At 41.1% G+C, this 22,356-nt stretch carries 20 protein-coding genes; 19 read left to right on the forward strand and 1 reads right to left on the reverse strand.

The window, feature by feature from the left end:
* The first annotated feature begins 5 nt into the window (after nt 1-5).
* From relA to eno, 4 genes are all read left to right on the forward strand, one after another.
* Nucleotides 6-2,162, forward strand: a complete 2,157-nt coding sequence (gene relA / locus H5154_RS08650) for a GTP diphosphokinase (protein WP_182718028.1) — start codon at nt 6-8, stop codon at nt 2,160-2,162.
* Between the two features lie 8 nt (nt 2,163-2,170).
* Nucleotides 2,171-2,983: a nucleoside triphosphate pyrophosphohydrolase gene (gene mazG, locus H5154_RS08655; protein ID WP_182718029.1), complete on the forward strand. Its 813-nt coding sequence runs from the start codon at nt 2,171-2,173 to the stop codon at nt 2,981-2,983.
* A 138-nt stretch (nt 2,984-3,121) separates the two neighbouring features.
* Complete coding sequence (locus H5154_RS08660) at nt 3,122-4,756, forward strand: CTP synthase (protein WP_145240916.1); 1,635 nt, start codon at nt 3,122-3,124, stop codon at nt 4,754-4,756.
* A 111-nt stretch (nt 4,757-4,867) separates the two neighbouring features.
* Nucleotides 4,868-6,166 (forward strand): phosphopyruvate hydratase, encoded by a 1,299-nt coding sequence (eno, locus tag H5154_RS08665; RefSeq protein WP_145240917.1) that lies wholly within the window; start codon nt 4,868-4,870, stop codon nt 6,164-6,166.
* A gap of 106 nt (nt 6,167-6,272) precedes the next feature.
* Here eno and mutH read toward each other — a convergent pair whose 3' ends face one another.
* Nucleotides 6,273-6,944 (reverse strand): DNA mismatch repair endonuclease MutH, encoded by a 672-nt coding sequence (gene mutH, locus H5154_RS08670; RefSeq protein WP_182718030.1) that lies wholly within the window; start codon nt 6,942-6,944, stop codon nt 6,273-6,275.
* A 427-nt stretch (nt 6,945-7,371) separates the two neighbouring features.
* Between mutH and rppH the strand changes: the two genes are divergently transcribed.
* From rppH to H5154_RS08745, 15 genes are all read left to right on the forward strand, one after another.
* Nucleotides 7,372-7,893: an RNA pyrophosphohydrolase gene (rppH, locus tag H5154_RS08675; protein ID WP_145240920.1), complete on the forward strand. Its 522-nt coding sequence runs from the start codon at nt 7,372-7,374 to the stop codon at nt 7,891-7,893.
* A 17-nt stretch (nt 7,894-7,910) separates the two neighbouring features.
* The gene (gene ptsP, locus H5154_RS08680) at nt 7,911-10,184 is read left to right on the forward strand and encodes a phosphoenolpyruvate--protein phosphotransferase (protein WP_182718031.1); all 2,274 of its coding nucleotides are present in this window, start codon (nt 7,911-7,913) and stop codon (nt 10,182-10,184) included.
* A 243-nt stretch (nt 10,185-10,427) separates the two neighbouring features.
* Nucleotides 10,428-11,237, forward strand: a complete 810-nt coding sequence (locus H5154_RS08685; RefSeq protein WP_149981671.1) for a sulfite exporter TauE/SafE family protein — start codon at nt 10,428-10,430, stop codon at nt 11,235-11,237.
* Nucleotides 11,238-11,248: 11 nt separating this feature from the next.
* Nucleotides 11,249-12,052: a prolipoprotein diacylglyceryl transferase gene (gene lgt, locus H5154_RS08690; protein WP_149981669.1), complete on the forward strand. Its 804-nt coding sequence runs from the start codon at nt 11,249-11,251 to the stop codon at nt 12,050-12,052.
* 14 nt (nt 12,053-12,066) lie between these two features.
* Nucleotides 12,067-12,918: a thymidylate synthase gene (locus H5154_RS08695; RefSeq protein ID WP_182718032.1), complete on the forward strand. Its 852-nt coding sequence runs from the start codon at nt 12,067-12,069 to the stop codon at nt 12,916-12,918.
* A gap of 35 nt (nt 12,919-12,953) precedes the next feature.
* Complete coding sequence (gene galU / locus H5154_RS08700; protein ID WP_169019966.1) at nt 12,954-13,832, forward strand: UTP--glucose-1-phosphate uridylyltransferase GalU; 879 nt, start codon at nt 12,954-12,956, stop codon at nt 13,830-13,832.
* Nucleotides 13,833-13,953: 121 nt separating this feature from the next.
* Complete coding sequence (locus H5154_RS08705) at nt 13,954-14,586, forward strand: SPOR domain-containing protein (protein ID WP_259398479.1); 633 nt, start codon at nt 13,954-13,956, stop codon at nt 14,584-14,586.
* 120 nt (nt 14,587-14,706) lie between these two features.
* Nucleotides 14,707-15,300 (forward strand): DUF4402 domain-containing protein, encoded by a 594-nt coding sequence (locus H5154_RS08710; RefSeq protein WP_182718033.1) that lies wholly within the window; start codon nt 14,707-14,709, stop codon nt 15,298-15,300.
* A 7-nt stretch (nt 15,301-15,307) separates the two neighbouring features.
* The gene (locus tag H5154_RS08715) at nt 15,308-15,775 is read left to right on the forward strand and encodes a DUF4402 domain-containing protein (protein ID WP_182718034.1); all 468 of its coding nucleotides are present in this window, start codon (nt 15,308-15,310) and stop codon (nt 15,773-15,775) included.
* 8 nt (nt 15,776-15,783) lie between these two features.
* Entirely contained in the window at nt 15,784-16,596 is an 813-nt protein-coding gene (locus H5154_RS08720; RefSeq protein WP_182718035.1) for a molecular chaperone, read from the forward strand.
* Nucleotides 16,597-16,689: 93 nt separating this feature from the next.
* The gene (locus tag H5154_RS08725; RefSeq protein ID WP_182718036.1) at nt 16,690-19,563 is read left to right on the forward strand and encodes a hypothetical protein; all 2,874 of its coding nucleotides are present in this window, start codon (nt 16,690-16,692) and stop codon (nt 19,561-19,563) included.
* 10 nt (nt 19,564-19,573) lie between these two features.
* On the forward strand, nt 19,574-20,239 hold the full coding sequence (locus H5154_RS08730; protein WP_182718037.1) for an SPOR domain-containing protein: 666 nt from the start codon (nt 19,574-19,576) through the stop codon (nt 20,237-20,239).
* Between the two features lie 51 nt (nt 20,240-20,290).
* Nucleotides 20,291-20,884, forward strand: a complete 594-nt coding sequence (locus tag H5154_RS08735; RefSeq protein WP_145240937.1) for a FlgO family outer membrane protein — start codon at nt 20,291-20,293, stop codon at nt 20,882-20,884.
* A 12-nt stretch (nt 20,885-20,896) separates the two neighbouring features.
* Nucleotides 20,897-21,577 (forward strand): FlgO family outer membrane protein, encoded by a 681-nt coding sequence (locus tag H5154_RS08740; RefSeq protein ID WP_149981648.1) that lies wholly within the window; start codon nt 20,897-20,899, stop codon nt 21,575-21,577.
* Between the two features lie 8 nt (nt 21,578-21,585).
* Nucleotides 21,586-22,251, forward strand: coding sequence for a FlgO family outer membrane protein (locus H5154_RS08745; protein WP_404699682.1), 666 nt, complete (start codon nt 21,586-21,588; stop codon nt 22,249-22,251).
* Nucleotides 22,252-22,356: the final 105 nt, after the last annotated feature.

Here is a 22,356-nt window from a genome sequence, read left to right on the forward strand (position 1 = left end):
GCATTATGGTAGCTACTCGGCAATCACACCAACACGACAAACCGGGTGATTTTAGCACACGACTTGGTTTACTTAACTTAACGCAAGAAAAGCGCGAACTATTAAGTAAAGCGAATACCCTTTGCGCTGAACTGCATAATCATCAGCAACAAAATATTGCCATGGAAATGGTCGAAATTTTGGTTGAAATGAATCTCGATGCAGACACCCTCGCTACCGCATATATTACGCCGAGTTTTTTGGCTAATCTAATCGACATCGATACAGTAAGCGATGTGATGGGGAGCCATGTGGCAACTCTGCTAACGGGTGTTGCACAAATGGCTACTATTAGCACTTTGGCTCATCAAGGTACTGGCACCGTTCAAGTTGATAATATACGCCGTATGTTATTGGCGATGGTTGAAGATGTGCGCGCTGTGGTTATTAAACTTGCTGAGCAGGTATGTCATTTACGAGAGGTTAAAAACGCCAACGAAGAAGAGCGGGTGATTGCTGCAAAAGAAACCGCTGATATCTTTGCGCCACTTGCTAACCGGTTAGGGATTGGGCAATTAAAGTGGGAGCTGGAAGATCTATCGTTTCGCTATTTGCACCCTGATGTGTATAAAAATATTGCCAAGCAATTGGATGATAAGCGCCTAGGTCGCGAAGCTTATATGGTAGATATGGTTGAGCAAGTTAAAACTAAACTGGCTCAAGCAGGTATTAAAGGCGAGGTATATGGTCGGCCAAAACATATCTACAGTATTTACAAAAAAATGGCGCAAAAGAATTACGAGTTTGACCAGTTATTTGATATTCGCGCCATGCGTATTGTGGTGGATGAATTGCAAGATTGTTACGGTGCGCTGGGGATCGTACACACCAATTGGCGTCATCTAAATAAAGAATTTGATGATTATATTGCCACCCCTAAACAAAATGGTTATCAATCCATTCATACCGTAGTATTTGGCCCAGAAGGCAAAACGGTTGAAATCCAAATTCGTACCCACGCGATGCACCAAGATGCTGAACTCGGAGTCGCTGCGCACTGGATGTATAAAGAAGGGGCGTTACCTGGGCGTGGCTCTGGGTATGAGCAAAAAATTAGCTGGTTGCGTAAATTATTGCAATGGCAAGAAGAGGTGGTTGATGGCAGCGATTTAGCCGAAGAGCTAAAAAATCAAGTGGTCGAAGATCGGGTGTATATTTTTACTCCCCGTGGCGATATTTTTGATTTACCGCTGGGCTCAACACCACTGGATTTTGCTTATTATATTCACTCAAATGTCGGTCATCGTTGTATTGGTGCAAAAGTATTTGGCAAAATCGTGCCTTTTACCCATCAATTACACACCGGCGATCAGGTTGAAATTTTAACCCAAAAACAACCTAATCCTAGCCGCGATTGGTTAAATCCATCACTGGGATATATTAAATCATCCCGCGCGAGAGCGAAAATACACCACTGGTTTAAACAACTCGATCGCGATAAAAATCTCAGTGCTGGTAAAGAAATTCTAGATAACGAATTGCAAAAGCTCGATTTGACCTACAAAAACTTAGAGCCGGCTATTACTCGCTATAACTTTAAAGAGTTAGATGACTTAATGGTTGCGATTGGCGCCGGCGATGTGCGTTTAAATCAGTTGCTGAATTTTATCACGGATCGCTCTGATGACGAGCCCGTCATCCGCTTTAAGAACCCGACTAAAATCAGCGGTGATAAAAATGGTATCGTGGTTGATGGGGTTGGTAGTTTAATGAGCCATGTGGCTAAATGTTGCCGCCCAGTTCCTGGTGAGTCAATAATCGGTTATATCACGCAAGGGCGTGGCATAGGTGTGCATAGGACTGACTGTGATTCTTTTCATAATCTAAGAACACAACACCCTGAGCGTGTTATTGCGGTTAGTTGGTCAGACGAAATTAACGGCTCTTATGCTCTGTGTATTAAAATTGAAGCAAGTGACAGAGCTGGGCTTATACGTGATATTAGTTCGGTACTGGCCAATGAAAAAGTTAATGTGCTGAATATGAATATGGAAACCGTAGACGACCGCCAATTAGCGTTGTTTACCATGCAAGTGGAAGTACATGATTTATCAAGTACCAATCGATTACTATCAAAATTAGATCAAATCGAAGGCGTGCATGAAGCAAAACGTAGTCACTAGGAATGTAAATGAACCAGACAACTAATACCTCGACGAATACCTTAACTGAGTTATTAGCCATTATGGCTAAATTACGTGATCCAGCAACAGGCTGCCCGTGGGATTTAAAGCAAGACTTTACATCCATCGTACCGCATACCTTAGAAGAAGCATACGAGGTAGCCGATTGCATTGAAAAAGGTGATTTCGGTGAGCTCAAAAATGAACTGGGTGATTTACTCTTTCAAGTGATTTTTTATGCGCAATTGGCACAAGAGCAAGGGTTATTTGATTTTAATGATGTAATGGCTGGGCTAAATAATAAGTTAGTGCGTCGCCATCCACATGTATTTGCCGATCAGCAAGGGCTGACTGAACAACAACTCAGTGAGCAGTGGCAAACTATAAAAGCACAGGAGCGGGCAGCAAAAGCTGAACCGCAAAGCAACACATTATGGCAAGATATACCCGCTAGTCTGCCTAGTTTGAGTAAAGCCAAAAAAATTCAGCAGCGGGTTGCAGGATTAGGCTTTGATTGGCCTAGTTATCATGGTGCATTAGATAAAGTGGCTGAAGAAGTTGATGAAGTAAAAGAAGCGTTAGCCGTTGATCCATTTTCAGCACACAGCGCAGAAGAAATCGGCGATTTATTGTTTGCTACAGTTAATGTAGCACGGCATATTAAACGTGACCCAGAGCAATTATTACGTAGCGCCAACGATAAGTTTTCAGCGCGATTTGAAAAAGTACAAGCCTATTTATGTGAGCGTGGGCAATCGCTTGATACAGCAACCCTTGCTGAAATGGATGCCGCATGGGATGCGATAAAAAAGCAGCAGTAAATAATGCGAAACGCTGAGTGCGTTTTTTGTGCAGAGAATTACTAACTTTCGCTGGATTGATGGCAGTGCCTTTGCTATAATTTCGCCCCGTCTTGATTCTATATTTTTCCTTTTAATTCCTGATATTCTAGGGTTCGCATGAGTACAAAATTTATCTTCGTTACCGGCGGGGTTGTTTCCTCGTTGGGTAAAGGTATTGCAGCAGCATCGTTGGCAGCTATTTTAGAGGCCCGTGGTTTAAATGTTACCATTTTAAAGCTGGATCCTTATATCAACGTTGACCCAGGCACAATGAGCCCAATTCAACATGGTGAAGTATTTGTCACCGAAGACGGCGCTGAAACCGATCTTGATTTAGGTCACTATGAACGTTTCATCCGTACCAAAATGACAAGCCGTAACAACTTCACACAAGGTCGTGTATATGAAGATGTGCTGCGTCGTGAGCGTCGTGGTGAGTACCTTGGTGCAACAATTCAGGTTATTCCACATATTACCAACGATATTAAGCAACGTGTTTATGACGGTGCTGAAGGCCATGATGTGGCACTCGTTGAAATTGGTGGAACGGTTGGTGATATTGAGTCACAACCATTCTTAGAAGCAATTCGTCAGCTTGGCACAGAGATTGGCCGTGAGCGCGCATTGTTTATTCACTTAACGTTAGTGCCATTCTTAGGCCCTGCGGGTGAAGTGAAAACCAAACCAACACAGCATTCTGTTAAAGAGTTACGCTCGATTGGTATTCAACCAGATATTCTTATCTGTCGTTCAGATCGTAAATTACCAAATAACGAACGTGCAAAGATTGCTCTTTTCACTAACGTTGAAGAAAAAGCGGTTATTTCATTACCAGATGTAGACAGCATTTATAAAATTCCTGCGCTATTAAAATCGCAAGAGCTTGATAACTTTGTATGTCGTCGCTTCCATCTTGATTGCCCTGAAGCTGATTTAGTTGAGTGGGAACAAGTGTTATACCAAGAGTCAAACCCAACGGGTGAAGTGACTATCGGTATGGTTGGTAAATACATTGAACTACCTGATGCCTATAAATCTGTAAACGAAGCACTTAAACATGCAGGTCTTAAAAATCGTTTAACAGTAAACATTCAATATGTTGATTCACAAGATGTTGAAAGTAAAGGTACTGAGTTATTAGCTAACCTTGATGCTATTTTAGTTCCTGGTGGTTTTGGTGGTCGCGGTGTTGAAGGTAAAATTTTAGCGGCAAAATATGCCCGTGAAAATAAAGTACCTTACCTTGGTATCTGTTTAGGTATGCAAGTTGCGCTAATTGAGTATGCACGTAATGTTGCAGGCTTATTAGATGCAAACTCAACCGAGTTTAATGCTAACTCGTCAAGCCCTGTGGTTGGTTTGATCACAGAATGGTTAGATGCTGAAGGCAACATTGAAACACGTAGCGAAAAATCTGATTTAGGTGGCACTATGCGTTTAGGCGCACAAAAATGTCATTTAACACCAGGCTCAAAAGTACGTGAAGTATATGGTAGTGATGAGATTGTTGAACGTCATCGTCATCGTTACGAAGTAAACAATAATTTTGTTGAACAGCTTGAAAAAGCTGGCTTGAGTTTCACTGGTTTATCGGAAGATAAGAAGCTAGTTGAAATCATCGAGAATAAAGATCACCCGTGGTTTATTGCGGCTCAATTCCACCCGGAATTCACCTCAACACCGCGTGATGGTCATCCGCTATTTGAAGGGTTTGTTGCCGCTGCGCATATTCATCAAAAAGCGTCATCGTAATATGAATAAGCCGTGCACTATGCACGGCTTATTTGTTTTCAAAGCCGACGGCATTAAGGAAAATTAATAAAGTCGGAGTAGACTCACCATTTTGGGAAAAGAGGAATCAAGATGTCAAATATCGTAAAAGTGATCGGTCGCGAAATTATGGATTCGCGTGGTAACCCAACTGTAGAAGCTGATGTTCATTTAGCTGACGGTTCATGGGGCCGCGCTGCTGCACCATCAGGTGCATCAACAGGTACTCGCGAAGCACTAGAATTACGTGATGGTGATAAAGCACGTTACTTAGGTAAAGGTGTATTAAAAGCGGTTGGTTTTATTAATAATGAAATCGCGACAGCCTTAGCTGGCCAAAATGCACTAGAGCAAAGCACTGTTGACCAAGTAATGCTAGATTTAGATGGTACCGAAAATAAAGAAAAATTAGGTGCAAATGCAATCTTAGCAGTGTCATTAGCAACTGCAAAAGCTGCTGCACAATCTAAAAAAGTAGAGCTTTATGAGCACATTGCTGACTTAAACGGTACACCAGGTGTTTATTCTATGCCGTTACCAATGATGAACATCATCAATGGTGGTGAGCATGCTGATAACTCAGTTGATATTCAAGAATTCATGATCCAGCCAGTTGGCGCTGCCAACTTCCGTGAAGCGCTTCGCATGGGTGCAGAAATATTCCACAGCCTTGCCAAAGTACTTAAAGCTGATGGTCATTCAACCGCAGTGGGTGATGAAGGTGGTTTTGCACCAAACCTTGCCTCTAACGAAGCGGCACTTGCAGCAATTAAAGTTGCTGTTGCTAATGCAGGCTACGAGTTAGGCAAAGACATTACTCTAGCACTTGATTGTGCTGCGTCTGAGTTTTATGACAAAGAAGCAAATATCTACGACCTTAAAGGCGAAGGTAAAAAATTCACCTCAGAAGAGTTTAACTACTTCTTAAAAGATCTAACTGAACAGTACCCAATCGTGTCTATCGAAGATGGCCTTGATGAGTCTGATTGGGACGGCTTTGCACACCAAACAAAACTACTTGGCGATAAGATCCAATTAGTTGGTGACGATTTATTCGTGACAAACACTAAGATCTTAAAGCGTGGTATCGACAACGGTATTGCCAACTCAATCTTAATCAAGTTTAACCAAATTGGTTCACTAACTGAAACGTTAGCTGCAATCAAAATGGCTAAAGACGCTGGTTTCACTGCTGTTATTTCTCATCGCTCAGGCGAAACTGAAGATTCAACAATTGCTGATTTAGCAGTGGGTACTGCAGCTGGTCAAATCAAAACAGGTTCATTGAGCCGTTCTGATCGTGTAGCGAAGTACAACCAATTGCTACGTATTGAAGAGCAATTAGGCGCTAAAGCACCTTTTAATGGTCTTAAAGAAGTTAAAGGTCAGTAATTCTTTTATAAGAAGCTGATTTAAACTTTTGAAAAATCCTCGCAAATGCGGGGATTTTTATTTAAGTGCCTTGTAGGCGCGAGTTTATCTCGCGCATTTTTAGGCGTTAAAGCTGAAATTGCTGCTTCAAAATCTGCCCTGTAAAGCTGGTTTTTAAATAAAAACCTCGGGGTAGGGTTTTAATAATTTGCCCGTTTGGACCGATGGCATCGGTGACTATTCTGCTATTAGCTGCTTTTGGGCGAATTTGCATCGCATCCCCTAAATGCCCTGAGATCTCATCAACACGTCCCAGTGCTATCAGCTCCATTTGTTCTTCCCAGTCTAGCTGTAACTGCGCATCTTGCTCTGCTGAGGGTTGCCATAAAAAGCCACTACCAATGGTTCTATCAAATGGCACAATGTCGCGCTCGCCTAGTATGGGTAGCCACAAGACATGATTGAGTTTTTTACGCACATTACTTTGCTGCCATGTCATACCTGTGACATTCAATAACGGTGTCACAGACACAAAAGTGGTCTCTAATGGTTTGCCTTTATATGAGATTGGTAGCGTTTTAAGTTCAATCCCGAGCTCTTCAAAATCAGGGGTAGGTTTGGAACCTGCTGTAGCACCTAATGCATATTCAATCAATTGCCCCGTCCAGCCTTTCTCCTTTAATAAATGCTCAGGTGTTTTAAACTGATAATGACTTGCTAATTGGCCTAATGTCAGTCCTGCAATGTTGCTAACACGTTGCATTAATTCATTGATTGAATGTGGTTTTATCGGTTTCATAGCGAGTTATTTGGTTGTATAAATTCACTACTCATGATAGCAAAAGAGTTTAACCGTGGATATCTTTGCGTTTGGGTGTTTTTTGTCCAGTGATAGTTCGCTGTGTTTTTAGACAAGGTGAAACTTGCTGACTTTAAGCTTAATGTATTGAATTTAATGGTTTTTAACTGTTGAATTTGTAAAGCCTTTAAGCTGTGTTGAAAACTTGTTGGGATAAATACATAACTATGAACAATGTTATCCACAGAAACTGTGGAAAAGGCAAGTTATTGGATCTGTTATTGTGGATTTGTTTGCAAAATGAGCTGTATAAACTAAAGTTATGCACAAGCTGTGAGTAAGATGCGTAAAACTCTGAATATTGTTTGCCGTATTGCAGGTAATGTGGAACAATCATTAAAAATCGACTTACAAATGAGGCACTAAGGTGATTGATGCCGAAGGTTTTCGTGCCAATGTCGGAATTGTAATTTGCAATAATCAGGGACAGGTCTTTTGGGCCAGACGTTATGGTCAGCATTCTTGGCAGTTTCCTCAAGGTGGTGTTGATAGTGGCGAAACAGCAGAGCAGACCATGTTTCGTGAATTACACGAAGAAGTCGGCTTGCGCCCTGAAGATGTAGAAATTGTCGCAAGTTCAAAACATTGGTTACGTTATAAATTGCCCAAGCGTTTGATCCGCCGAGACTCCAGTCCGGTGTGTATTGGGCAAAAGCAAAAATGGTTTTTATTGAAACTGCGTTGTAAAGACGAAGACGTCAACTTACTAAAAACACATCATCCGGAATTTGATGATTGGCGGTGGGTAAGTTATTGGTATCCGGTAAGGCAAGTTGTATCGTTTAAACGCGATGTTTATCGCCGTGTTATGAAAGAATTCGCACCCTTTGCGATGCCTTTTAATAAACGTGAACAGTCCAAAGATACGTGGCGCCATAAAGGTAAATAATATAAAGGAGCAGTATTATGCTGGCTACACTCAGAGCTATTGCAGAGTCCGTTTCGCAACAAGCGAGTTTGGATAGTGCGCTAGCATGTTTTGTTGAAATGGTGAAAGATGCCATGAAAACTGAGTGCTGCTCCATTTATTTTGCTGATTACAGTCAAGATAATTTTGTATTAATGGCAACCAGAGGGCTTAATCCCGCAGCCGTGGGTAAGTTTAGAATCGGTTTTACCGAAGGTTTAGTTGGCTTAGTAGCACAACGAGAAGAACCTATTAATATTGCCTTTGCCAAGTCTCACCCGCGTTTTAAACTCTCTCCTGAAGTGAATGAAGAAGGCTTCAACGCATTTTTGTCTGTGCCTGTAGTTCATCAAAAAAAAGTGCTGGGCGTTATTGTTGTACAACAGAAAATTGCCCGTGTATTTAGTCAAGATGAAGAGTCCTTTTTAATTACGTTATCTGCGCAACTAGCGTCGCAATTAGCCCATGCAGAAATCAAAGAAGTACTACGCCAAGATGAGTTTTCTCATCAGACCTCGGTGCTAAAAGGGGTTTCTAGCGCGCCAGGAATTGCGATAGGGCAGGCGTTTGTTATTCTGCCGAAACTTGACTTTAAATCGATAGAATTAAAAAAAGACGATAACTGTACTGAGCAACGCCGCTTATTTACTCAAGCTGTTGCTGCAACCCGCAAAGAATTTAACACCTTGTCGATGACTCTTAGCGATTCTATCCCTAAAGAAGCGTTGGCAGTGTTTGAGGTGTATCAGCAACTACTGGATGCAAAAAGTTTAGGGCAGAATGTTGAAGCACAACTGCAAGAAGGCTGGTGTGCAAAAAGTGCATTGAAAATTGTGATCGAACGATTGATCTCGCAATTCAATGCCATGCAGGATCCCTATATCAAAGAGCGTGCGGTTGATGTTAAAGATATCGGCCTGCGCGTACTGCATCATCTCGTCAATACTGAACACGCCGTAAAAAGTTATCCTAAAGATACAGTACTGATCGCTAATACTTTAACCCCAGCCATGCTTGCAGAAGTGCCTAAAGGCCATTTAGTTGGCGTAGTAAGTGTTAACGGTGCGGCAAATAGTCATGCGTCAATTTTAACCCGTGCAATGGGGATCCCTGCAATTTGGGGTATTGAAGATTTACCGCTATTGCAGTTTGATGGTAAACCAATGATTTTAGATGCATACGCAGGGCGATTATATATTTCGCCTTCGCAAATGCTACAAGATGAATATTTACAATTACAGCACCAAGAAAGTCTATTAAACGACAAGTTTGTGGCTGAGCAAGAATGCGATGCAGTGACATTAGATGGCGAGCATATTAGTTTGTTGCTCAATGCTGGTTTGGAACTCAATACTGAAAAAGCTAACACCAAAGTCTGTGATGGCGTTGGCTTATACCGAACTGAAGCCTGGTTTATGCAAAAAGGCCAGTTTCCATCACAAATAGAACAAGAGAATTGGTATCGCGAAGTATTAGCCAGTTATCATCCAGAACCTGTAGTGATGCGTACGCTTGATATTGGTGGTGATAAAGCACTTGATTACTTTGATATTACAGAAGAAAACCCATTTTTAGGCTGGCGGGGTATTCGTGTCACATTGGACCACCCAGAGATCTTTTTAGACCAGCTCAAAGCCATGGTTAAAGCAAACATTGGTTTAGGTAATTTAAAAATTATGCTGCCAATGATAAGCGGTACCGAAGAGGTTGATGAATCTTTAGCATTGTTAGAGCAAGCCTATTTTGAACTGGAAGAAAAATACCCAGAGCAAGCCATTGAACGCCCAGAGATTGGCGTAATGTTAGAAGTCCCTTCAAGTGTATTTATGCTCCCTGAATGGTCTAAGAAAGTAGATTTTTGTTCTGTAGGTAGTAACGATTTGACGCAATACTTACTTGCCGTCGATCGTTCGAATGCGCGTGTTGCTGATTTATTTAATCCCTATCATCCAGCGGTATTAAGAGTACTGCAAAAAGTTGCGAAAGAGTGTCAGCAATATGAGATGTCCTTTAGTTTATGTGGTGAATTAGGTGGCGATCCTGAAGGTGCAATACTGCTGATTGCGATGGGGTATCGTCGCTTGAGTATGAACTACTCATCATTAAGTAAAGTTAAATGGGTATTAAGACGTTTAAAAGCCAGCGATATGGAAACATTACTGGCGGAGTGTTTAGCACAATCTACTGCAAAACAAGTACTTAGGTTAACGCGTAATTTTATGATTGAGCATCAACTTGGTGAATTATTTTATACCCCAAATCAGGCTTCTTAGTTATACCAATCGACTTAAATATTTAACCATTCTAGCGTGCCAAATAAAGCGCTAACTGCGTTATAAATTTCTCAAGTAGAACAACTACATGTCGAAATTTATGCCTTGTTATCACTCTATTTATCTGTCGCTATAAATGGCTAATAACTTAACACGATTGGTATTACCAAAACGAGTGCTGTAAAGATTCGATATAATCGATTAGTATATGCATATAATAAATTCAATTTATAAGAGTGTACGATGCATGATTTAGTCATCCTGATTATCAGCTGCGCGTTATTAGGTTGTGTGGTTGGATTTTTAGCTGGGTTATTAGGCATTGGCGGTGGGTTGATTATTGTGCCAGTACTGAGTTCATTATTAGTGCATTTTAATGTTGTTGCGGTTGATCATGTACTGGTTATTGCTATTGCTACCTCGCTTGCCTCTATTTTATTCACTTCAACGTCATCTGCATTAGCACACCATAAAAATCAAAATGTGCCATGGGAAATTGCGCCTTGGGTTATGTCTGGCGTTGGACTTGGTGCTCTGATCAGTGGTTTTGCCGCGAGCTTAATTCCAGAACAGTTATTACGTATTGTATTTGCTGTTAGTGTGGTGTTTATTGCTGCTCGTATGGTGTTGTCTGCTCGTAATAAGCCTGTAGCAACTAAACCTATGCCAAGCGGTCCTATTATTGGAGCCGTTAGCGCCATAATGGGCGGACTTTCTGGTTTAATAGGCATTGGCGGCGGCGCATTGATTGTGCCGCTACTGCATTATTTTTCAGTTGATATTAAAAAAGCCATAGGCTGCGCGGCAGCATGTGGCATTGTGATTGCGCTATTTGGCTCTGTGGGATATATCAGCGCCGGTTGGCAAGTAACCGATTTACAACATGGCTTTGCAGGTTTTGTGTATTTACCGGCATTATTAGGTATAGTAATAACCTCGTGGTTTATGGCACCAATAGGAGCCAAAGCAACGCATTATTTACCCGTTTCAACGATAAAAAAAGTGTTCGCGGTGTTACTGATTATCATCGCGCTTCAAATGGTTTTTAGTTAAGGTTTAATTTTATGGCTCTTGAATTTCCAGAGATCGATCCGATCATTTTCACTGTCGGTCCTCTTAGCGTACGTTGGTACGGTTTAATGTATTTAATTGGTTTTGCTTTTGCGATGTGGTGGGCAAATAGGCAAGCAACTAAACCAGGCTCGGGTTGGACGAAAGAAGAGGTCAGTGATTTACTGTTCTACGGTATGTTAGGGGTTATTCTGGGTGGTCGGATTGGCTATGTACTGTTTTATCAATTTAGTTACTTTTTAGAAAATCCACTGTATTTATTTAGAATCGATCAAGGTGGTATGTCTTTCCACGGTGGCACTTTAGGGGTGATAACCGCTATTTGTGTGTTTGCCTGGACACGTAAAAAACAGTTACTTGCAGTGGGTGATTTTGTTGCACCGCTAGTGCCGGTTGGTCTTTTAGCTGGACGTATTGGTAACTTTATTAACGGCGAATTATGGGGCAGAACTACCGATGTGCCTTGGGCTATGGTATTCCCAAATGGTGGGCCATTGGCGCGTCATCCTTCACAGTTGTATGAAGCCTTTTTAGAAGGTTTCGTGCTGTTTATTATTTTGTATGTGTTTACTAAAAAGCCACGTCCAGCGGGTAGTGTCGGCGGATTATTTTTACTATGCTATGGGGTATTTAGATTCTGCGTTGAATATGTGCGCGAACCAGATGCACAACTAGGATTGTTTGCTGATTTTATATCAATGGGTCAAATATTGTCATTGCCAATGGTCATTGCTGGTCTTGGTTTGATAATATGGGCATACAAAAAGCCACAGCCTGCTGTTGCCAGTAAAGCATAAAAAAGAAGCGAATAATGAAACAATATTTAGAGTTATGTCAGCGCATTGTTGATGAAGGTATCTGGGTTGAGAATAAACGTACAGGAACGCGTTGTTTAACAGTCATTAATGCGGAGCTTGAATACGACGTTGCGAACAACAAGTTCCCAATGATCACCACCCGTAAAAGTTATTATAAAGCGGCCATCGCAGAGCTGTTGGGTTATTTACGTGGTTATAGCAGTGCTGCGCAATTTCGCGACATAGGTTGTATGACTTGGGATGCTAACGCTAATGAAAACCAAGCATGGTTAAATAATCCGAACCGTAAAGGTGAAGATGATATGGGCCGTGTATATGGCGTACAAGCTCGTGATTGGCGACGCCCTGATGGCACACCGTTAGATCAGCTAAAAAAGGTCATTGATAATCTTAAAAATGGTGTAGATGACAGAGGCGAGATCATCACTTTTTATAATCCGGGTGAGTTTGAGTTAGGGTGTTTGCGCCCATGTATGCACACGCATACTTTTTCGCTTCTTGGCGATACGCTTTATTTAACCTCGTATCAGCGCAGCTGTGATGTGCCACTTGGTTTGAATTTCAATCAAATTCAATGTTTTGTATTGCTTGCACTGGTCGCGCAGATCACTGGCCACAAAGCAGGTAAGGCATACCATAAAATCGTTAATGCCCATATTTATGAGAACCAACTGGAATTAATGCGTGATGTGCAGTTACAGCGTGAGCCATTTGCATCACCGACGCTGACGATTAATCCAAATATTAAATCACTCGAAGATATCGAAACGTGGGTCACCCGTGATGACTTTGAGGTAAATGGCTATCAATGCCATGAAGCAATTAAATACCCGTTTTCAGTGTAACAATTAATAAGCATCATAGTTTTAAGGAGAGAATAATGAAAGCAGTGATCCCAGTCGCAGGACTTGGCACCCGTATGTTGCCAGCTACTAAAGCTATTCCAAAAGAGATGTTACCTGTTGTAGATAAACCCTTGATTCAATATGTAGTTAATGAAGCGGTTGCTGCGGGTATTAAAGAAATTGTATTAGTGACTCACTCGAGTAAAAACTCGATTGAAAACCATTTTGATACCAGTTTTGAGCTAGAAGCAACGCTAGAGAAGCGGGTAAAGCGTCAGTTACTTGCTGAAGTACAAGCTATTTGCCCTAAAGATGTGACAATTATTCACGTTCGCCAAGGTGAAGCAAAAGGCTTAGGGCACGCAATCAACTGTGCAGCGCCAATTATTGGTAACGAACCGTTTGTGGTTATTTTACCTGATGTGATCATAGATGATGTTGAAAGTAATCTTAAAAAAGATAATTTAGCTGAAATGATTACTCGCTTTAATACAAACGGCGAAAGCCAAATAATGGTTGAGCCTGTGCCTATGCAGGATGTTGATAAGTTTGGTGTGGTCGATTTAGGCGACGTAAAGCTTGAACAAGGGCAAAGCGCAGCGATCCTTAATATGGTTGAAAAACCTCCCTTACATAGCGCACCATCAAATTTGGCTGTGGTAGGTCGTTATGTGCTAAGTAAAAATATTTGGCCATTACTTGCAAAAACTCCCGCAGGCGCCGGCGACGAAATTCAGTTAACAGATGCAATTGCGATGCTAATGGAAAAAGAATCTGTTGCTGCTTATGCGATAAAAGGGCGTAGTCATGATTGCGGTAGTAAGTTGGGCTATTTAAAAGCCACTATTGAATTTGCACTGCGTCGTGATGAATTTAAAGATGAGCTAAGTGATTTTATTAAAACCTTAGTTTAAGCTCATTTAGTCATGCAATTTATAAAAGTGCCTTAGTGGCACTTTTTTATTGCTTAAAAATCCTGAAACTGGCACTGACTTTGCTTATAATATGGCATTATTTATTTTGTGATGCTAACAGATGATGTGTTTTAAAAAGCAAGCTTGGTATACCACAGTGTTGGTTACAGCAACTGTCTGGCTTAGTGGGTGCAGTAGTATTAATGCTAACCCGGTGGAACAGCAGCCTGCATTAATTTCTGATCAACAAGTCAAAGAGTATGTTCAGCAATGGCACTCGCAACAAGAGAGTATTACTCGTTTAGCTGCGATGGAGGAAGACTTGCAACTATTAATAATGGCACTTTCCTCTCAAACTGATATTGCAGAAAACCCAGCGGTGCTTCGCGAAGATAATGTTACGGTGGCTCATTATGCTGAAAAAATACAGATCCCTGATACTGCTAACTCCTCAAAAACTATCGAAAACCGCCCTCTGCCACTGTATGGCAACTCACTGCCAGGCGCGCAACTTGGGCTGTATTTAAAACCGCAAAGAGTGAGAACGCAAATAGCAAGGTTGCAGCAACAATATCCGCAGGCATTTAGCCAATTAGATTTTGTAATGACAGAGCGTCACAATAAAGGCGTTACCTTGTATGGGTTACGAGTTGGGCCATTTCAAAATTATACCGAGGCCAATCTATTTTGTTCATTAGCACAAAATTTAGGCCAAAAATGCCTGAGTGCCCCATTTGTTGGTCAGCCTTTGTAATTAAATAAGCTATTTTTCTGATTTTTCAGTAATTAAGCTTAAAGTAATTGTTCTGAGTGTCGATAATATCTAAGATAGGGGCAACATAGGGTAATGTCCCATCACTTATAAGGATTTAATATGAAATTATCTTTAACTCTTCTGGCAGCAGCAGTTACAGCAAGCTCATTCGCTACTTATGCAACAACCGAAAGCTTTGATGCGAAAGTTAAAGTGCAAAATACTGTCGTTTTAACCAAAGGAAATGACTTAGATTTTGGTACAATTCGAGCGGTTGCAGATCCAGACGGTGTTAACCAAGCTACATTGGTTATAAACCCTGAGCCTACAGCAAGTCCTGTATCGTCTAGAACTGATAACGCACCTGCGATTATTTCAATAATAGAGCAAGGTTCGCCTGCATCTTTTACAGTATCGGAAGTAGTGCCAAATGCTCGTTTATCAATTACTAACCCAACAGCAACAACCCTGAGCTCTAATGGCCAAGGTTTGAATGAGCCAAACTTTACGGTTGGTACTTGGACATACTTTATCACTAGCGGTCCAAATGCAAACGCTTATTATTCATCAGTGACGCCTAATTTAACTGCTGACGGTGATGGCAGTGTATCGTTTAATATTGGTGCAACTCTTTCTACAGCATCAACAACTTCTAGCGAAGCGTACCGAGATACTGAGTACACAGGCACTTTTCAATTAGAAGTTGCTTATTAATTTAATCATGCGTTTTTTGTTGTTATTTGCGATGCTTTCAATACTGTATTCACAGTCAACAAGAGCCGCGAGTATAGAGCAACAAGCGCTTGATTTTGGCACCTTAGTTATTCTTAAAAGTGATCAAATAGGTTCTGTAATTATCAAGGATGATGGTTCGATTAGCACTTCTGGCGAAATTTATATCCTTAAAGATGGTCGCCCAGCTGAGCTGATACTCACTGACATCCCCCCTGGCACTCGAGTTTCCATGAATTTAGTGGCTCCTGCAACTATGCAACACAATATTAAAGGAAGTAGTAGTGCCGACTTTAGAGTGACCTTAAATGGCTTTCCTAAAGACGCAACAAGCGATGAGTTTAGCGAAGTGCATGTATTTATTGGTGGTAAATTAGAAATAAATACAAGCAGCAAACAATATGTTGACGGCGACTATTCAACAACCACAAACTTAGAAATTTCAGTGGATTATTAAGGATTTAAATGTTTAATAAATTAACCGTGATACTGCTTTTAAGCTTTTGTTTTTTTAGCCAGGCGGTAATGGCGAATTTACTTATTTCTCCTACTCGTATTAGTTTTGATGAGCGTCAACGTACTGCAAAGGTCACAGTGATCAACACCAGTGACGAGTACAAAACTTACCGAGTGCATTGGAGCGAAAAGCAATCCACATCAACCGGAGGGTATGTAACCTTACTTGAGCCGACGGCGACAAGTTTAAGCCCGATGACGCGCTTATCACCAAAGCAAATGCGTTTGGCGCCTGGTGAAAAGCAAACCGTTAAAATTGCAATTCGAAAACCAAAACAGTTAGCAGATGGTGAATATCGTTCGCATTTATTATTTCAGGCGTTGCCAAATGAAAACCCAAATAGTACGAGTTCAATAAAAATTAATATGATCATGAGCTACAGTATTCCAGTCATCCTTCGTGAACATGCTGAAGTACCAAAAGTACTCATTGAGCAAGCGCAAGTGATTAAAAACCAGGGCAACCAACGACTACAATTTAAATTAAAACTCAATCGTGAAACTCACTTTAGCAGTTATGGTAAATTAACCGCGTTTTATCAACAAAATGCTAATGCTAAGCTGGAAGCTATCGCTGAAATTGGCAATTTAAGTATTTACTCGGATGTAAAAAATGCCGAGGTAATGTTGAGTTTATTTAGTGATAAAACCCTAGATAAGCCTGGTACTGTTATTTTTAAATATATCGGTGCAGATGAATATCAAGACATAAATTTTGCCGAGTATGCTTTAGCGATTAGTCCAAAAATGCTGCAACTTTAACTCTTCATGACCAAGAATACAGGGCTAAAGTGCATTACACTATGGCTAAGTTTATGCCTTAGTAACAATGCATTCGCGACTAATAACGTAATTGTGAATGATGCATTAAAAACACTTCGCAAGATTGAAGCTAAATTAACCGACTTACCAACAGCTTCTCAGCCTAACGTTAACAGCCCTGTTGCGTCAAACCAACCGCGGATCGCAAGCGGTGAGTTTTTATTATTTTCGTTGTCTTTAAATGATTACTACTTAGGCGAAGTGTTCGCTTTAAAAAGTGATCAGGGTATTCAACTTGGCCTTAGTAGCCTAGCTGATATATTGCAATTTGGAATAGATGTTGATCTTGTAACTCGTTCTGCTCAAGGCTGGTATCGAGATCAACAGCCTTTCATTTTAGATGCCAGCACCCTGCCTGCAACACTGATAACTGACGCAGGTATGCTTGAACTAACGGCTGCTGATATTAGCATTGATGATGACATGTATATTGAAATGGCGCAGTTAAAAGAGGTTTTTGGGCTGCAATTTACAGTCGATTATGGTGATTTAGAAATAGAGTTAAGTTCGGCCATCTTATTACCAATTGAACAACAGCGAGAACGCCATGGTAGAAGGCTTAACCCCTCGAATCGTAATGCCAAGCCCACCTTGCCTTGGAAAGCCAGCCCGTATCAAGCGCTTTCATCACCTGTTGCTGATTTACAATTAAACTACAGTGCTGATAAAAATCAAAATAGAACAAGTTACTCATTATTAGGTGCACAAGACTTTGCTTATTTATCTGCCGAATACTTTTTATCTGGTCGCGAGGGCGATTTACTCAGCGATTCGCGTTTAACATTTACTAAGCAAGACCCGCAAAGCTCATTACTGGGAGTGTTAGCAGCCAGTGAAGTTGAGTTTGGTGATGTAACGGCCACACAAGTTGGCAGCCGTTACAACAGTCAGTATGGTCGTGGTATTAAGTTTTCAAACCGCGGACTGACTCAACAATTTGATAGTAACCGTATTAATTTAAGTGGTCCGATTCAGTTAGGCTGGGACGTTGAGCTTTATCGTAACGGCGTATTGATTGCGCAGCAATTAAGCTTATCAGATGGTCGTTATATTTTTGATAATGTTGATTTGTTTTATGGTGAGAATAACTTCGAGCTTATTTTTTATGGTCCTCAAGGGCAGGTCGAGCGAAAAAGCGAATATTATTTTATTGATAGTAACCAATTAGCACAAGGTGAAGGATTTTATGAACTATCAGTCTCTGAGCAGGGTAAAAAATTGCTTGGCAATACTGCCTTCAATAATGACAGCACGGGCTGGCAAATAGCAGGGCGCTACGAGCAAGGTATTACAGACGACTTCTCGATATATACCGCTGCATTGGCACAAAAAAGAACACATGACGACCTACAACACATGTCACTGGGGACTAACCTTAGCTTATTTAGCGCTCTGCTATTAAACTTAGACTACCAGAAAAATAATCAACATGAACAAGAGCTTGAACTTACAGCACGCACGCAATTTGCTGATCAATCTTTACTTTTTAGCGCAACGAATCGAACCGATGAATTAAAACAAAAATACGACAGCTATCAGTTTGATATGGCAGGCGAGTTGATGCAAAACAGTTACGGGCGGCTAAACTACCAAAACAATTTATTGTATCAAACATCAGATAACCGAGGCATCTATAAGCAAGCACAGAACCGTTTGAATTATGCGATTGCAGGCCTAGCTTTGAGCAACCAATTACAATGGCAACAAAGTAATAATGTTGAATCAGTGTATGGCTCAACACGTTTGCAAGGGCGTTTGGGTCGTATTTATAGTCGTTTTAGTGTTGATTACACATTATCTCCTATCAATGAAGTCACCAGCTACGAGGCTGAGTTTAACCGTAGTATTACCAGTCAACTGCAAGCAGAAGTCACCTTACGTGATTCTCGTATTAATGATATTCAATCGGCTGATTTAGGCTTAAGTTGGCAAAGCAATAAGTTTAGTCTCACTAGTAATCTAAACTACGACAGTGAAGATAACTGGCAGCTTGGCGTATATAGCAGATTCAGCCTTGGTTATGACACACAAAACAATCACTATTTTGTGTCTAAGCAAAGCTTAACAACGACAGGTACATTAATGTTACGGGTATTTTTAGATCAAAATAACAACGGCATTATGGATCCTGACGAGCAAGGTGTTGCAGGTATAAAAGTAAAAGGGCTGCAAAATTATCGCCAAGCAATAACCGATGAAAATGGCATTGCATTGTTAACCTCAATGCCAGCTAATCGCACCACAGATATTGTGCTCGATAGAGACAGCTTCCCCGATCCGTTTTTTGTGCCTGCCAATGAGGGCTTTTCAATCACGCCAAGAGCAGGATTTATTGAATACATGGATTACCCGCTAAATAACGCCAGCGAAATTGAAGGGGTGGTGTATCAGCAGCAAGGGGAGCACACTTATGTGCAGCCTTATGCAAAAATAACCTTATTAGATCAAAACGATAAAGAAGTTGCCAACACCCAAGCGGCTTATGATGGCTATTATTTGTTTACTGACCTACGGCCAGGGCAGTATCGGGCTGTGGTTGACGATAGCTTTAAAGAACGTAAAGCATTAAAAAACACCCAGCAGGTAACAGTTGATTTATCAGCAAAAGGGGATGTGTTGGTTGGGGTTGATTTTACTTTAAAATCACTCGAAGAAGTGTCGGGGACTATTGTTAATGCGGGGAATTTTTCATCGTTAATGATGTTAAAGGCATACTTACGTTTGATAAGCCCACGCTTAAAATTACAACAGCAAGACGTGTTTTATATTCATGATCAACAGCAAAGTAAGTACATACTCGCCTTAGCATACGCTAAGCAAGCACAGCCTGAATTTACGGAGCTTTGTCAGTCATTAATAAAACAAAGATTGAAGTGTGATATTGAACAACGAACAATACTTCATTAAAGGAATAGCAATGAATATCAAACAATCGTTTAGTGTAATGCAATCAGCCGTATTAATAATGAGTTTAATTATATTATCTGGCTGTACCAGCACGACGGATAGCGCGCAAAAAAGTACCAGCAGCACAGCTGAAACTAATCATGAAACCTATGTGCAGATCACGCAACAAGAGCTACAACAGTTACAAACTAGCTCTGCACAGTGGCAAGCAATTAAACCCGATCTTGAACGATTATTACTGATTGAAAGTGATTTGAATTTATTGATAGCACAGTTAACCGCGATAGCAAATGATGACGAGAACACAGGTAAGAAGAGCCATTCATCTGCTGCCTTGGCATCACAGCAAGTACCGTTAGATAGGCCTGCGCAATCTATAGCAACACAGTCAAACATAACTAACAACGCGCTTTTTGCGCTGCAAATTATTGCGGTCACTCAACAATCGCAATTAGCTCCAAGCTGGCAAACAATTCAACAAAAAGTACCGAGTTTATTGTCAGATAAATTTACCACCAATGTCGAAACTGCTCAGGTAAAAGGCATGACTTATTACCGCTTAAAAATCGGGGCATACCAATATCAAAAAAACGCCCAAGCTGATTGTGATAAATTAAAGCTACAACAGCTCAACTGCATGGTGACTCACTACACCGATAACCCAATAAAATTATAAATAGGCATAATACTTGCTTTGTTATTGCCATGTTTAGTGAGGATGGCAATTATGCGCCTTTTGTTATGTTTATTATTGCTGAGTCTAACTGCGTGTAGTTTAACGCAAGAAAAACCGCCAGCACCAAGTACCAATGCCCCAAAAGCAACAATGGCACCTTATACTGTGCATCAGTATGTGAGCGACTTGAGTAGTCAATTGAGCCATGTGCAAGGGCCGTTTAAAAGCTCTGCACGGATTGCCGTTACTAGCTTTTACTTAGCCAACGCGCTAGACAGTGAGCTGGCACAAGGGCAGGGCGCAGGGTTGAGTCAGCAAATTCAAGAAAGCTTACTTACTCAGTTTACCCAACTTGGCTATAACACTATTGAATATCGCCTTGAAAAACACCTTAATTTAGCCAGCAACGCAGATGGTATATTAAGTCGCGACATAAGCAAATTACGCCAACGTCAGAATATTGACTTTGTTATCACGGGTACCTTAACACGGCAACAACATGCCTATATAGTTAACGCCCGTATGGTAAATACGCAAGATAGCCGCGTTGTATCTGCCGCCAGTACAGAGATCCCCATAAATGTGATGTGGGGCGATGAAAAAATACAACAGCGCGACGGTTATATTTACCGCAGCGAGTACTAATTAGGAGCTCTCATGAAACGCTTAATATTAACTTTATGTTTGCCACTGGGTTTTGGTTGCGCGCAAATGATGGAACCGGGCAAAACAGCACAAACTGATAACTCTGCGCAGTTAGAGGGTGATCAAAGAATGGTTGCTGCTCCTGGGCAAAATAATACATTTTATCAAAACAATATTCCAGTGATGAACGATAGCAGCCAAGTCACAGTCCCAACACGTAAAAATATTAATCATTATGTACGTGGCATAATGCAAGATATGGCTGAAAATTTACAATACGTAAATACCAAAACGCCGCTGGCCGTATCAAGCTTTATCTTTTTAGATGATGATTACAACGACGGCACATTGTTAGGTAATCAAATCGCCGAAAGTTTTATGCACGAGCTACACAGTTTTGGTGTACCGGTGATCGACTTTAAAACCACCGACTACATGCGTGTTACTCCCTCTGGCGACTTTGTATTTAGTCGCGACTATTTAGAGCTAAGCCAAGATCAAAACTTTAACTATGTACTGGCGGGCACTATGGTAAATCACCAAGGTGGTGTATTAGTCAATGCCCGAATTATTGGTTTAGCTAGTAAGGCTGTGGTTGGCTCTGCACAAGGGTTTATTCCGCAATCCGTTGTTGATGCACTCGACAGCAGCTATCGCACTGATGGCGTAATGCTAAAACAAGCGAGTAAGTGAGGCCAATGATGGGTAAGCTAATCCACAGCACTAAGTTATTAACCGTAGGGGGGGTGATCAGCATCCTCAGCGCATGCAGTATGACTAATGATGCAGCGCCAGTTGAGCCAGTCCAAAGCACGACTAGCCGATATGACCTTACTCAAATGCTAAAACAAGTACAAATGAATAGTGCCGAGCCATTAGATAGTGGTGCGCAGTTTTTTCCTAACAAGCATCATAAAACACTGGTTAATTATGTAGAGCAAATGGCGTTAGACTTAGTCGACACAATGCAAACAGAGCTTGATACCTCAATTGCCGTTACTTCATTTGTAGATTTAGATGCCAGCCTTAATAACAGTAGCCAATTAGGCAATCAGTTATCAGAGAGTTTTATTCATCAACTGCAAAAATTTGGTTATGGTATTGTTGACTTTAAAACCACCGATCAAATAACTATGAACCCACGTGGTGACTTTGTATTTTCACGCGATATAGAGCAGTTAGCGGATCAACGCATCGCCAGTCATGTGTTATCAGGCACCTTGATCTACCGCAGCAACGGTGTTGAAGTAAACGCCCGTATTATTGATATCACCAGCAAACGCGTAGTTGCCAGCAGCAACAAAATACTGCCTTATTACGTACTCAACAACGCCGATATTCACCTACAACGCGCGAGTATTAACTAGTATCGTTATAAAATCCATTTAACTGCTTGATTGTAAATAGGATAAACCGTTATAATTTTGCTATCAGCTCGAAGCTCGAAGCTCGAAGCTATCAGCTATCAGCTA

Origin of the sequence: Pseudoalteromonas sp. SR44-5, assembly GCF_014163675.1 — a bacterium.
In the GTDB taxonomy this organism is placed as follows: domain Bacteria; phylum Pseudomonadota; class Gammaproteobacteria; order Enterobacterales; family Alteromonadaceae; genus Pseudoalteromonas; species Pseudoalteromonas rhizosphaerae.